The 13,529-nt window shown below is 62.8% G+C and carries 15 protein-coding genes and 1 pseudogene; 13 read left to right on the top strand and 3 right to left on the bottom strand.

Features of this window, described 5'->3' with window-relative positions; translation table 11 throughout:
• Positions 1-115: 115 nt before the first annotated feature.
• Positions 116-406, top strand: coding sequence for a hypothetical protein (locus AB4Y36_RS27515; protein WP_368684678.1), 291 nt, complete (start codon positions 116-118; stop codon positions 404-406).
• Positions 407-1,041: 635 nt separating this feature from the next.
• Positions 1,042-2,262, top strand: coding sequence for a sensor histidine kinase (locus tag AB4Y36_RS27510; protein WP_368684677.1), 1,221 nt, complete (start codon positions 1,042-1,044; stop codon positions 2,260-2,262).
• A gap of 193 nt (positions 2,263-2,455) precedes the next feature.
• On the opposite strand, the gene AB4Y36_RS27505 is transcribed toward AB4Y36_RS27510, so the two are convergent.
• On the bottom strand, positions 2,456-2,839 hold the full coding sequence (locus AB4Y36_RS27505) for a hypothetical protein (protein ID WP_069266268.1): 384 nt from the start codon (positions 2,837-2,839) through the stop codon (positions 2,456-2,458).
• Between the two features lie 246 nt (positions 2,840-3,085).
• Here AB4Y36_RS27505 and AB4Y36_RS27500 point away from each other — a divergent pair, with 246 nt between their 5' ends.
• The 9 genes from AB4Y36_RS27500 (at position 3,086) to AB4Y36_RS27460 (ending at position 9,511) form a co-directional block, all read left to right on the top strand.
• Positions 3,086-3,526, top strand: coding sequence for an Hsp20/alpha crystallin family protein (locus tag AB4Y36_RS27500; RefSeq protein ID WP_069266267.1), 441 nt, complete (start codon positions 3,086-3,088; stop codon positions 3,524-3,526).
• 15 nt (positions 3,527-3,541) lie between these two features.
• A complete protein-coding gene (locus AB4Y36_RS27495; RefSeq protein ID WP_069266266.1) occupies positions 3,542-3,949 on the top strand; it encodes an Hsp20/alpha crystallin family protein in 408 nt (135 codons plus the stop codon).
• A gap of 365 nt (positions 3,950-4,314) precedes the next feature.
• Positions 4,315-4,755, top strand: coding sequence for an Hsp20/alpha crystallin family protein (locus tag AB4Y36_RS27490; RefSeq protein WP_069266265.1), 441 nt, complete (start codon positions 4,315-4,317; stop codon positions 4,753-4,755).
• Between the two features lie 40 nt (positions 4,756-4,795).
• Entirely contained in the window at positions 4,796-5,209 is a 414-nt protein-coding gene (locus tag AB4Y36_RS27485) for an Hsp20/alpha crystallin family protein (RefSeq protein WP_069266264.1), read from the top strand.
• 80 nt (positions 5,210-5,289) lie between these two features.
• A complete protein-coding gene (locus tag AB4Y36_RS27480; RefSeq protein ID WP_368684676.1) occupies positions 5,290-5,571 on the top strand; it encodes a hypothetical protein in 282 nt (93 codons plus the stop codon).
• Positions 5,572-5,676: 105 nt separating this feature from the next.
• Complete coding sequence (locus AB4Y36_RS27475) at positions 5,677-5,985, top strand: hypothetical protein (RefSeq protein ID WP_368684675.1); 309 nt, start codon at positions 5,677-5,679, stop codon at positions 5,983-5,985.
• Between the two features lie 233 nt (positions 5,986-6,218).
• Positions 6,219-6,461 (top strand): hypothetical protein, encoded by a 243-nt coding sequence (locus AB4Y36_RS27470; RefSeq protein ID WP_069266262.1) that lies wholly within the window; start codon positions 6,219-6,221, stop codon positions 6,459-6,461.
• A gap of 32 nt (positions 6,462-6,493) precedes the next feature.
• Positions 6,494-7,087: a hypothetical protein gene (locus AB4Y36_RS27465; RefSeq protein ID WP_368684674.1), complete on the top strand. Its 594-nt coding sequence runs from the start codon at positions 6,494-6,496 to the stop codon at positions 7,085-7,087.
• 231 nt (positions 7,088-7,318) lie between these two features.
• Positions 7,319-9,511 (top strand): ATP-binding protein, encoded by a 2,193-nt coding sequence (locus AB4Y36_RS27460; RefSeq protein WP_368684673.1) that lies wholly within the window; start codon positions 7,319-7,321, stop codon positions 9,509-9,511.
• Positions 9,512-9,922: 411 nt separating this feature from the next.
• On the opposite strand, the gene AB4Y36_RS27455 is transcribed toward AB4Y36_RS27460, so the two are convergent.
• Positions 9,923-10,642 carry an alpha/beta family hydrolase gene (locus AB4Y36_RS27455; protein WP_368684672.1) on the bottom strand — a complete coding sequence of 240 codons (720 nt, stop codon included), beginning with the start codon at positions 10,640-10,642 and terminating at the stop codon, positions 9,923-9,925.
• A 475-nt stretch (positions 10,643-11,117) separates the two neighbouring features.
• Here AB4Y36_RS27455 and AB4Y36_RS27450 point away from each other — a divergent pair, with 475 nt between their 5' ends.
• Positions 11,118-11,540: a hypothetical protein gene (locus tag AB4Y36_RS27450; protein WP_368684671.1), complete on the top strand. Its 423-nt coding sequence runs from the start codon at positions 11,118-11,120 to the stop codon at positions 11,538-11,540.
• 94 nt (positions 11,541-11,634) lie between these two features.
• Entirely contained in the window at positions 11,635-12,819 is a 1,185-nt protein-coding gene (locus tag AB4Y36_RS27445; protein ID WP_368684670.1) for an endo-1,4-beta-xylanase, read from the top strand.
• Between the two features lie 483 nt (positions 12,820-13,302).
• On the opposite strand, the pseudogene AB4Y36_RS27440 reads toward AB4Y36_RS27445, so the two are convergent.
• A pseudogene (locus AB4Y36_RS27440) lies at positions 13,303-13,529 on the bottom strand (ISNCY family transposase); the annotation flags it as partial.

Below are 13,529 nucleotides of genomic sequence, written 5' to 3'. Positions count from 1 at the left end.
AACGCTTCGTGGGACCGCACCGGGTGCACGGCGCGAACGACGGCATACCGTCGTGGCAAACGGTGCCCGCGGGGCAACCGCCCTGCCAACGGCGGCACAGGCTCGACGTGAACTGGTGAAACGTCAGCTACCCGGCGGCGATGCGCTCCGACAGTGTGCGCCGGGCACGCTGCGCAACCGCCTGGAAAACGCCGGACACGGCGACGATCGTACGGGGGACGTGCCCGAACAACGTAGTCGAAGCCGGGCGGAAATGAAGGCAGCTCATCGTATTCTCCTTCGACGCAGCAAGGAAGAGAACGGGCTTGCGCGCTCCAGTTCGCCTGCCATGCTGCGGGGCAAACAAATCGAAACACGCAGCATGCAACCGATCCATCACCGGGCACACTGCCAGAGCTGGATATAAGTTAGTTTCACTGATGAAAATTTTCAAGGTGGCGCGATGGGTCCCGCTCACCTGGACCCGACATCCCGGAATATCGGAAGCTGAAAGCCGGCGTTGCCTGTCGGACGGATCGCGTCAGGATATCCGCCCGTGGCTCACCGAGGACACCACCTTTTCACGGTGGCGGGCCGGAGTGCAGCCGGGACCGGCTTGATAAAGGCAGTCGTCCCACTGCACCGGCCCCGGCATCGAAGGTGGCATCGCCGTAGGAAGCAGAATCCGGATGTGTGCCAGCGCAGGATGCGCCCGGATCTGGCGGCACAGCTCACATACCGGCCAGCGACATCGTCCAGTCCGTTATGATCAGATCGGTGGCTGGCGCAGGGCATGGTTGAGGGCCTCCACGCCATTGTGTGCGCAGTACACGCCGTACCCGTTCGAGGGTGAACGTGAGGCACTAGGCGTCAGGCAGTTGAGGCGGGTCGTCGACAGGCAGGATAGAAGGTATTCTGCTGGTCGGTGGACTTGTTTCCGCCAGGCGGAGCAAATTGCGTTCCCGGCTGCCATCCTGGTCATTGTCCATAGACGGTGCGAGGAAACGATAATGTGCCTCGCACGCAGGTCTTTCGAAATGGTGTCACGCATTGGTACGGATCATGACCGATTCTCAAACGGGAACTACCCTGCAGGCCCTCGCCGGATGTCTACGACGGGAACAGGCGCGCCTGACGGAAAGATGGATGCAGGCCGTCGCTGCGGATGCCGACCTCATCGAAGCCGACCGGCTGACGTGGGAGCAGCTGGCCGATCATCTGCCCGCTATCCTGAGCGGCATCTGCATCGCGCTCGAAGAGCAGGATCTCCAACCGGTCGAGCGGGCCATTGAACGCAATGCGAGGCAGCACGGGAACGTGCGCTGGCAGCAGGGGTACCGCGTTGATGAACTCGTGCGTGAACTGGAGCTGTTCCGGCAGGAACTGGCCGCCGCCGTCCGGGCATTCGCGGAGTCCGACGACACGTTCACACGCGACCACGAATCCCGCGCCCTGCATCTGATCGACGAGGCGCTCAGCTTTGTCACCCTGACATCGATCCGCGAGGTCATCGGCGAGCGTGACCGGACCATCGCCGAATACACGAGCCAGCTGGAGCGTGCTAACGAGGAACTGCGTGAGCAGCAACGCGAGGTCGGCGAACTGTACCGGTCGCGCATGCAGGTCACGCGCGGCCTCGTGCACGACCTGCGCAACTTTCTGAACGCCTTTTCGATCGACCTGCAACTGATTGCGCGCGTTCCGTCCCGAGCCGAGGCCGGACTTGCGCTCGCGACCCGGCAGGCGGAGGACATGAAGCAGCTGGTCGACGAAATGGTGGAATATTCGGTTGTCGTCGGCGACAGCAGCCAGATCTGCATCGAGCCGGTTGATCTGCCCATGCTGTTTGACGAACTGGTCACGAACGCCCGTCCCGCGATCGAAGGAAAAGGCCTGCGTCTGTCCGCCTCGCTTGAGGCCGGACTGGTCCGTGTGCAGTCCAACCGCATCAAGCTCAAGCAGGTTGCGCTGAACCTGCTGTCGAATGCAACGAAATATACCCGCGAGGGGGGAATCGAACTGGTCATCGCGAGATGCGGTGACGGCCGGTGGTTCATGCGCGTGGCCGATACCGGTGTCGGCATTGCGCCGTCAGATACGGAGCGCGTGTTCAGGGAGTTCGAGCGGGCCGCCAGCGACGACATCCCGGGCGCCGGCCTGGGTCTGGCGATCGTCAGGGAGCTGTGCCACGCACTCGAGGGCGAGATCCACTTCGAGTCCCGCGAGGGTCAAGGCACGACCTTCGAAATCCGCTTTCCGGTCGACCTGAAGCCGCGAGGCTGACGCGGCGCCCGCCCGGCTCGTGATCTGAACGGATGTAAGCAGGGTGAGCGCCTCTCGGTCAGTGTTCCCGGCGGGGTCGATATCGCGGATCCAGCCCGACCTGCTCCGCAGGACGGCCTTCGGCCGACGCCTCACGTCCTTGTCGCGCCGGGGGCACACTCCAGCGGCTGCCACCGGCCCGTCTGCAGCCCTGTCACTGGATCGGCGGTGCGGTGCCCAGCTTTTCGGCCAGCATCCGCTCGTACACGCCGAAGTGCAGGTCCACTTCAGACTGATCGACTGCGGTAACGATCAGGGTGATCTGGTCCGGCAGGAGACCAAGCACGCCTGCGATAAACGTTTCGAGCTGCGGCGCGCATACCTTGTCCTTGGCGACGGTCGTCCCGATCGTGACTTCATAGTTTTTTTCCTGTCGGCAGACCACCTCCACCAGGCGCGCGCGGGCGCTCATGTTGTTGTCGACCGCAGTCCGGATGACGTCCACCGCCTTACGCATTGCTTCCGTCGGAAAACCTTTGGTCGAGCGCAGACGCACGCGGTGCGGGCCCAGGGTCAACCAGTCGGTATCGAATTCCATCGTGTCCTCCGCTTGCTACATGTTTCCGCCGCGATGATATGAGCTGGCAAAATTTTTTCAAGGTGTAACGCCGCTTTTGCTCCTTGAAATCCTCGCCAGAGTACCTATCTTAGGATTCGCTCAGGCAGACGCGCGGGTTTCCGCGTCCCGTGCGCTGCGTGTTTCGATTGTTTGCCAGACGCTGGCAGGCGAGCTGGAGCGCGTAGGCCCGTTCGCCTCCTTGCGTCGTTCAAGGAGAACTGCATCATGAGCGATCTCTATTCTGGATCCGGCCTCTTCAGCGAGTTCGACCGGCTGCAGCAGCAGATGGCGAGCCTTCTCGGTACTTTCCCCTCCAGTCTCCGGGCGAGCCGCTTCGGCACGTTCCCGCCCGTCAATATTGGCGCCACCGACGACTCGATCGAGATTGTCGCGTTTGCACCGGGCATCAATGCGGCGGAGCTCAACGTATCGATCGACAAGGGACTGCTGACCATCAGCGGTGAGCGCAAGCCGGCACAACCGGATACCGGCGAGGACACACGCGTTTATGCGCAGGAGCGCTTCACTGGCGCGTTCCGGCGGGTCATCGAACTGCCGGAGAACGCGGACCCCGACAAGGTTCAGGCACGCTACGAGAACGGTTGCCTGTCGATCGCCATCGGCAAGCGCGAATCTTCGAAGCCTCGAGCCATCACAGTCCAGTAATCCAGGGAGCTGAAAATGAGCGATACCACCGAACTGAGCAGGCGCGACCCGTCAGCGGTCGCGCGCAGCGAAAGCCGGCCCTCCGCACGGCGGATGACGATTACTCCCGCTGTCGATATCTACGAGAACACCCAGGGCGTCACGTTGTGGGCGGACCTCCCCGGTGTTACCCGGGACAAGCTCGATGTGCGAGTCCACGACGGCAATCTCGCCATCGAGGCTGAGGCGGTTGTGCCGACACCGGCAAATCTGCGGCTGCAGCATGCTGAGGTTCGTGAGCCGCGCTTTGCGCGCACGTTCACGCTCTCCCCGGACTTCGATACCTCGAAGATCGAGGCGAGCCTGAAGGACGGCGTACTGAAGCTCACGATCCCGCGCCGCGACGAGGCGCGCCCGCGACGAATCGAAGTGCGGACGGGCTGAGGTCGGCGCGCGGGCAACAACGGCAGGAAGCACCGGGTGGCGGCTGCCTGGCTGCCACCCTCTGACAGCGGAGGCCCGTCGACGGCAGATAAACGGCGGCGCGGGAGGCAAGTAGAGCGGCGGTTGCACGGTATCGATCTGCTCCTGAAGCCTGTCGAAAAGGTCCATGAAGCCTCCCGGTAGACATGTTGCAGGGCCACTTGAAATTTCCGTTCCTTGCGCTATTTTATGCATCGCTCAGGCAGTCGCGATCATGCGCTGCGTGTTTCGATTTGTTTGTCGGCGGGGTTTCCCACGGGCAGGCGGACTGGAGCGCGTGGTTCCGTTCGTCTTTCGTGCGCGGCCCCGGTTTCAGGGAGCCAGTCATGAGCGATCTTTTCTTCAGCACCGATCTGCTGGGCGAATTCGACCGCCTGCAACGGCAGATGGCCAGCGTCTTTGCGGGCTTGCCCGCGAGCCTGCGCGCCACGCGCAGCGAAACCTTTCCACCCGTCAACATCGGCAGCACCGACGACAGCCTCGAGATCGTCGCGTTCGCGCCAGGACTCGATCCCGCCGCCATCAACGTTTCGATCGACAAGGGGGTGCTTGCGATCAGTGGCGAGCGCAAGCCGCCCGGACCTGAAGCGGACGATCAGACCCGCGTCTACGCCACGGAACGCTTCATGGGGGCATTCCGGCGCGTGATCGAGCTGCCGCAGCACGCGGACCCCGACAAGGTCAGTGCGCGCTATGTGAACGGATGCCTGACGGTGAGCGTCGGACGTTCCGAGGCGTCGAAGCCACGCGCCATCGCCGTCCAGTGAGCCCGGCGCAAATGGAGTACGTGAAAGCACGGAGGACATCATGAACGACAGCACTGAACTGGCCGCCCGTGAGTCGCGCACTGACGTTGCCTCGCGCGAGGGTGCGCAACCTGCGAAGCAGCTGACCCGGATCTCACCTGCGGTTGACATCTTCGAGGACAGCCGCGGCATCACGCTATATGCCGACCTGCCTGGTGTGCCGCGCGAAAAGCTCGACGTGCGCGTGCAGGACGGCAGTCTGAACATCGAGGGCGAGGCAGTGATTCCCGTTCCATCAGGACTGCGCCTGCAGCATGGCGAGGTGGTCCACCCGCACTTCAGGCGCGCCTTCACGCTCAGCCCCGATTTCGACGCCTCGCGCATCGACGCACAGTTGCGCGATGGCGTCCTGAAGCTCACCGTTCCTCGTCGTGAGAAGGCAAAGCCGCGACGCATTGAGGTGAACGTTGGCTAGGCGTATGCACAGGGGCAAGGCCGGTCATGCGGCGTGGACCGGGCGGCCCGCGCCGCGTGACCTGTCACGCGGAGGTATTTATGGACGACGTACGCAGCGAATGCTGGAAGGGCTTCGTGATCGAGACCCGCGCGTTTCCGGTTCGGCACTGTGCGCTGCCTCATGCCGGCCGCGATACGTACGTGGCCGTCGTGCGCATCCGGCACGCGGAGCAGATGGTCGCGGACTGGCATCTGCCGCGCTACGCCCAGCACTGGGCAAGCGTGGTCGAGGCGCATCGGGAGACGGTCGAGTACGCGATACGCGCCATCAACGCAGGCTGTCTGAACGACACGGGTTCGCCGGCGCGATTCCTCGCGTGAGCGCGCCGCGTTGCATGGTGGCGCAGCCCCTTTCCGGCTTGCACTACGTTTCGTTTTTCTGCAGGGGACCGCTGCTGTCGGGACCCTGCCTTACGGGAGAAGAAAATGCTCAGTCCACACGAATTTGCGACCCTGATGCTGGTTCGTCAGGCGCCGGACCAGCTCGACATGGACCGCGCCGAACTCGACGCGCTGCTCGAACGCCAGCTGGTCATGCTGGAACATTGCGCCGAGGGCGCACGCCGCGCATACCTGACCGGGAAGGGCCGAACGTTCCTCGACGCGCTTCACCCGGGCGACGCAGCCCGCCGAAGCCGGAAGACCGCCGGCAACGGCAGTGGGGAGAGGCCGGAGCCGTCCCCCGTGCCGGGCAGCCAACCGGCGGATATCGTGGTGCCGGGACATGCAGGCTGAATGGGTGTGCGATCACAACGCCTGGCTTGTCGTCTCCGCGGTCGCGTGTGGGCGCGAGGTTACCGTGAAATTCTCCGGTAACCCCGGTGCGATACAGGTCGTCGTCGGGCGTCCAACCGATGGCCACCCGAGCGTGCAGGTCGGGGAATGATACGTGCTGCGCTTGACGGACTGGACGCGAATTCCGCCTGTCCGGTGATGTTTCGGAAATGATGCTCAGCTGGAGATGTCATATGCAAACGGACAAAGTCATCGAGTATCACGGCTGCGAGGTCCGGCCGGTGGTCACCGCCACCGGGAGTGGCCGTTACGCAGCCGCGGCCGTCGTCACCGACCGGGCGGGCGAAATACGCACGCTCGGTGTCGATGGAGATTTTGCCAACGCCCAGGAGGCACGCGATGAAGCGCTGGAGCTTGCCGTCGCGTGGATCCAGCAGCGCTCGGTCGTTTCAGACCGGTATGTCCGACGAACCTAGCCGCCAATCAGCAACTGCCGTCCGGACGCACGGTGAACAACGGCGGATTCGAGGGTCGATCCGAGTCCGGTTCGCCGTGCTTCCGGAACTGTTTGGGCACAAGCCACATCACGGAAAAGAGAATGACAGATATTGCAGTCATCGATCCCGACGACGAAGACGCGCTTTATGAACGCATCCGGCTCCTGCTCTTCAGCCCTGACCTGCCGGTGCAGCGTCTGCAAGCCGACATCGACGACATCGGACGTTTCACCACGGCGAATGTGCGCTCACCGCATCTGCACCTGGTCGAGGCCATGCCGCCGCTTACGCCCGCTGCGGAAGCGATCGTGCGCGCCATGATCCGCGCATACGGCATGGAGCTGTTCGGGCGCGGCAGCGCGAATTCCGGGCTGCGTGCCTTGATAAAGGCTGGACCGGTCAAGTTTGGACAAACTGCCTTGATGCTGGGGCCTGACGCCCCTGTGCCGGTGCGTGCCCGTCCACTCGTCGAGGCGTTCAACCGAATTTTCGAGCGCTACCCCGAAAGCGGCTTCCCGCAGGCACGATACTTTCTTTCGGCTATTGGGCTGCCAGTCGGCCGCGACATGAATTCGCGAGTGCGTCGCTCGCTCCAGCGCAACTAGCACAGGCGTCGTACAGCCAAATATCCAGCGTCGGGAACTTCGCTTCATGTCATAGCGGTCACCGGAATCATCGGGCTGATGCGTCACTGGAAACCGATCAGCACGGAACTGGAGTGTATGCAGCGGAACGATTTTTGCTGGGCATAACGTTGCTCGCACCGCTTTGGTCTTTCGGCGGCCGGGGCCTCCGATGCGCAAGGGCGCAGGCGATCCATACCTCCGGTGTCATCGATGAAAACTACCGACGTATTGACGGCAGGATCGGGCGGCCATGCCGACCACTGCGTGCACTTCTATGAAGACGATGCGCTGCTGATCCGGCGCGTCGCGGACTTCGCGGAAGAAGGGCTGGACGCCGGCGGCAGCGCGATCCTGATTGCAACGGAGCCGCATCTTGCCGCGCTTCGGGCGCGCCTGAGCGGTCGCAGCGTCCGCGGCGATCCTGAGGCCCGCGAGTCGTCACTCGTCATGCTCGATGCGCAGACGACGCTCTCAGGTCTGAGCGTTGACGGCTGGCCGGACGAGCGTCTGTTCGATTCGACGGTCGGTGCCATTGTCGCCCGCGCTGCGCGACGCAGCGGACCCGTGCACGCGTTTGGCGAGATGGTCGCGCTGTTGTCCGCGCAGGGCCGGCATGACGCAGCCCTGCGGCTCGAGCACCTGTGGAACGCGCTGGGCACCCGGTACCACTTCTCGCTGATGTGCGCCTACCCGCAACGCCTCTTTCCGACTGGCGAAGAAACTGGCGTTTTCCGGCACATCTGCGACGCCCATACGCGCGTGCTGCCAGACGACATTTTCACCGCCGATTCGCCAGCGGAGGCATTCCGGCACACTGCGCTCTGGCGGCAAAAAGCGGGCGCCCTGGAGGCGGAAATCCTGCGCCGGCAGCGCGCCGAGCGACAGCGTGACGGCATGCTGATGAATTCACCTGTCGCCTCCGCACTGCTCGTCGGTCCCGATCATTGCTTCCGCCTCGCGAATCTCGCCTACGCGGCGCTGGCGGGTCACGATGACGTCATCGGTCGCCGCTACGCCGACGTGTTTCCCGGGGATCATGAGATCGTACAGGCGTTGCGGCGCGCGTTCGCGCGCGGCGAGGCGGTCGTCATCGACGAACACCGCCGTCACGGAGCCGCTGGCGCTGGGCGCGTGTTCACCGTGCACATCAATCCGCTGCATCCGGAAAGCGGCCAGCCCGTCGACAGCCTGATCCTGACGGCCGTTGACGTTACGGAGCATGTGCGTACGCGTGAACGGCTGGAACGACTGCATGCGGAACGGGCCACGCTGGTCGCTGATCTCGAGCAGGCAGGTCGCGTCAAGGATGAATTCCTCGCCATGCTGGGTCACGAACTGCGCAACCCGCTGGCACCGATTGTCACCGCGCTGCAGCTCATGCGGCTGCGCGGAGAAACGGCAGTGGCCCGCGAGCATTTGATCGTCGAGCGCCAGGTGGACCACCTCGTCCGTCTGGTCGATGACCTGATGGATGTTTCCCGCATCACACGCGGCGACGTGGTGCTGAAAAAGGAAACCGTCAATGTTCGGGAGGCGATCGCGAAGGCAGTAGAAATGGCAAGCCCGCTGCTCGAGCTGCGCGGACACGCCCTCGAGGTCGATATCGGGAGCGACATGATCTGCGACGCAGATCCCGTGCGCTTCGCGCAAATCATCAGCAATCTGCTTACGAACGCGGCACGTTATACCGATGCGGCGGGCAAGATAAGCGTAAGAGCTTCATGCGACGGTCAACATGTCCAGATCCGCGTACGCGATAACGGCATGGGCATCGCACCGGACTCGCTCACGCAAATCTTCTTGCCGTTCTATCGCGGCAACGCAGCCGACGGACGCGGTGCAGGCGGACTGGGGCTCGGTCTGGCGCTCGTGAAAAATCTCGTCGAGCTGCACGGCGGCTCGGTGCGCGCGACGAGCGACGGGCCCGGATGCGGCAGCGAATTCACCGTCGAGCTGCCACGCGGCAACGTCGAACCGCTGCCTGCCGATACGAAGGGCGGTATGGCGACTGTGACGGCAGCCGCGGGGCGGCGGGTCCTCGTGGTCGACGATAATGAAGATGCGGCCCTTGCGCTCGCCGAGTGGCTGCGGATCCATGGTCATATCGTAGAGACGCTTCATGATCCGGTCGCAGCCCTGCAATGCGCGCCGTCAATCGATCCTGACGTCGTCGTGCTCGATATCGGCCTTCCTGGCATGGACGGTTACGAATTGTGCAGGCGCTTACGCACCCTACTCGTCTCGCGGGCGCGCACGTACGTGGCGCTGACCGGCTACGGGCAGGACGGCGACCGGGCGCGCAGCCGCGCCGCAGGCTTCGATCACCACTTCGTGAAGCCGTTGCAGCCGCCCCTGCTTCTGGATATGATCCTGGCCTCGCCAGCAGGCAGGGAGCGAAAGTGATGCCATCTCGCCGAACATTGCGGTTCGTTCGCGCGCACACCGACGTTCATTCCTCACAGCCTGGGTCCTCGCCCCTCCGAGCCGTATGTGCAAGCTCGCCGGGAAATATCGCGGACGGCAAGGCGGCTCCGCGACGCACGCCGCCCGCATGGGAGCGTCCAATCGGGACGCCTCGGGACAGTACACGGTCTTCCGGCGCCCTCGCCTGTTACCCGCGCCCCGATCTGCGCGACTCCTCGCAGGCTTCATGAGTTTTAGTTTTCCTGAAAATCGACATTCAATGTGGTCCTTGAGTAAGTATTCCTATCTAAACCGTAGGAACGTACCCCCGCGTCGCCCCGACGAACGGACGTTCACGCACTCCCAATCGGGCTCTACCCGGTCTTCGGTTCAGTTGAAGTCTTTGTAGATTTATCGACTCGCGCCTGATTTCCTGGACCAGGTACCTGGCACGAACTCTCCTTCGGCGAAGAACCACGCCGACATCGTCCGTGCCAGCTCGAGCACGACTTCCGCGTCGGTCCGGCCGGAGGACGCGCGCACGTGGAACGAATGATCTGCGTCGTCCACCACATGCAGCGTGGCGCGTGGCCCCAGTGTCTCGACGACCGACCTCAGCAGGTGAAGCTCGGCCAGCTTGTCGCGCGTGCCCTGCAGGAAGAGAATCGGCACCGTGACGTCCGCCAGGTGCCGTGCCCGCTCCACGCCGGGCGCGCCCGCGGGGTGCAGCGGGAATGCGACGAAAGCGAGGCCACGCACGCCGTCGAGCGGTGCGATGGCTTGGGCCTGGGACGTCATGCGGCCGCCGAACGACCTGCCGCCCGCGAAGAGCGGCAGGTCTGGCAGCCGCCGGCGGCCCTCTGCGACTGCTGCCTGCACGGCAGCATGTGCCACGGCCGGCGAGTCCACCCGTTTGGAGCCCCGCTCCATGTACGGAAACTGGTAGCGCAGTGTGGCGACATTGGCCGACGCAAGCGCGTCGGCCAATGTCGACATGCCGGCATGCTGCATGCCCGCCCCGGCACCGTGCGCGAAGACATACAGGGCTCGCGCGTCCTCCGGCACTCGGAGGAGCGCAGAGACCTTGGTGCCGTCGGGCAGTGCCAGGGAAAGCGATTCTGGGTCGTCCATGGTATTCAGGTCGTGTCGTTGTGGCCATTGCGCCGATTCTGCATCAAGCGGTGTAATTGCACGCCTGCATCATTGTCAGCGAACTGTTACGACACTGCAATCAGCGTCAAAGGAATTTCTCGAAGGGCAGTTCATTTAAAGGGCGAAGCCGCCAATCGTCGCCACCGCTAATAATATTTAGGTATCCAATTTACTGAATGCAAACATATTGAATAACATGCATTTTGGCTGCGTTCACGTGTGTTTAGGAGATGGTAGATTCGCAATCGAATCCTTCCGGGTTTCTTCTTGACAATTCGATCTGCCTACCTATTATTAGCGAGGCTTAATTACAACTCAACCGACAGGGCACAACTAGTAGGGCATTGACTGTTCGGGGCCTCGCTGTCCAACATTTATCGTCGATGGGTCGGTCTCCCAAGGTCGAGTTCACTGACCTGGCAAGCTTCCACCGGCGGGTATTGGAGGGGCTGGCATGGCTGCAAGATCGATTCGTCGCGCATCGTTAAACACTTTTGCAGGCGTCGCGCGCAGTCAATTGGCGACATCGCCGACGACGCGGCATCAGCGGCTCAACTCCCTCAGCATCCTCCATGCCATCTGGCTCCTGGGCCAGTCACCCGTGCCGGCGCTGGCACAGCAGATACCCACTGAACTGCCCAATCTCTCCGGGAGCGGAACCATCGACACTCCCCCCAACCACGTCCTGATTGTCGGCACCGACGGCACCGACACCGCTTTCTCCGGCACGATCAACAACGCTGGCGTTGCGAGCGATCCCGTGTCGCTACAAGGCCAGTTTGTCAAAACCGGGGCCGGGACGATTACGATCAACGGCGCGTCAAAGGCCGCCGCTGCACCTCGCGCGCGTCAGGTAAACCCCGCATGGCAACCTTGAAGTCCGGTGTTTAACATCCCACGACGTTACCGGTAACGTCGCATGGTACGCAAACATGCTTTCTGGCGAGGCACATCACTATAAGGAGACGGGAATGCGTCCATCGGGAGTCACCGTGCGTGCACTGTACGCCGGCGTCACATTGCTCACGATTGCGTCGATCTCAGGTTGCGCGCACAACCAAACGGCTGCCACCCCCGATGGATTGCCGCTCGCAGTCGCTCCCACGCAAGCCGTGCCGCAACTGAAAAGCGTGATGGCCGCGCATTTCAAGGTAGGCGCGGCGATTGAACCCGATTCCATCGACAGTCCCGCCGACGCCGCGCTGCTGGCCGTCCAGTTCTCGAGCCTGACCGCCGAGAACAAAATGAAGCCGGGCACGATAGGCGTGGCCGCAGGCGAGTACAACTTCGCGCCGGCCGACCAGATCGTGGCGTTCGCGCAGGCGCATGGCCTGGCCGTGCGTGGGCACACGCTGGTGTGGCATTACAGGAGCGGCGAATGGACCGAGGCTCCGGACTGGTTCTTTGCAGGCGACGCCAAAGATCCGCATTATCACGATATCGTCGCGGCACGGCTCCAACGCTATGTGACCGACGTCGTCACGCATTTTCGCGGCAAGGTCTATGCATGGGACGTCGTGAACGAAGTCATCAGCGACGACCCGCATCAGGTCTATCGCGAAGACAGCCCGTGGTATCGCGCGCTCGGCAAGGACTACATTGCAATTGCGTTCCGCGCCGCACGTGCGGCCGACCCTGACGTCAAACTCTATATCAACGAGTACAGCACGGACGACGCGGCCAAGCGCGCGAAGCTGCTCTCCGTGATACGCGATTTGCGTGCTCAGGGCGTGCCGATCGATGGCGTCGGGCATCAAATGCATATCAGCATCAACTGGCCGCCGCTGCAAAATATGAAGCAGGCTTTCGACGACGTCGCCGCCCTCGGACTCGAAAACCAGGTGACGGAACTCGATGTCAGTCTCTACAGCGACCCGGGCGCATGCTGGAGCCATCCGCCTGCGTGCTTGCCCGATCTCGGCCAACCGGTGCCGAACGACGTGATGCGTGCGCAGGCGCAGCGGTATCGCGCGGTGTTCGATCTGTTCGAGCACGAGCCAAGCATCAAGGCCGTCAGCTTCTGGGGCTATTCGGACAAGCACACGTGGCTGACCTCCATACCGGTGCCGCGTACCAATCTGCCGCTGCTATTCGACGCGAACCTGAAACCGAAAGCCGCGTTCTGGGCAATAGCCGATTCGTCGTGGCAGCCGTAAGGCGGATGGCGAAATTGATAGTCCACGGTCTTGCCGACGTCCAGGCATCCGTCATATTGCGGCGAGAGAGCTTCGAACAGAACGCGGTCGTCTGGCGGCCATCGGAAGAGTGTGGAGTTCACCAATTAATGTCGCTGTTTTCCAACCAATTCTTGTCGTTTTGAGCCGCGAAATCCGCCTCCCACACCCCGTAATGGCAGCGAAGACAGGCAATTGCTGTCGCTTTGACACATGACCGCTTAAAAAGGCGTTGATCCAGCCCTTTATTCACCAACAGCGCTCGCGTTCTTAACACTCACGACCACTGCTTTCACCAGCGTAATCGCCTTGAAGCCAGATCGCCTCGCGACGTCATCGCCGCTTCGATAAAAAATAGGACTACAAACCATGTCAAAGCCATTTTCAGATGTCGGGGTCCCGGCTAAATACAGATGTCGGGGTTGAGGTTGGTTCTGGGTGTGGTTGTTTCGCAGTCCTTTATATTTATCTGGAGGGGGTTTTTAGCACCGAGCCTCCCGGGTTGCGGTGAGTCCCCATTACCGCCACATTCAAGTCCTCGAGCGTCACTTCGCGCTGCTTCCGTGCGCCAGGCAATGGTTTCGGTTTGCGTACCGCGGCGCCGCGATTGGTGCGGGATGGCGAGCCTGATACGCGACGGTTATCGCGTTGCGCCTGCAGCGCCTGGGCGACGCGCAGCGCATGGCCGAGCC

The sequence above is a fragment of the Paraburkholderia sp. BR10936 genome, from assembly GCF_040965735.1.
GTDB lineage: Bacteria > Pseudomonadota > Gammaproteobacteria > Burkholderiales > Burkholderiaceae > Paraburkholderia > Paraburkholderia nodosa_A.
The sequence above is the reverse complement of the archived record's forward strand: the minus strand, read 5'-3'. Positions and strand labels throughout refer to the sequence as shown.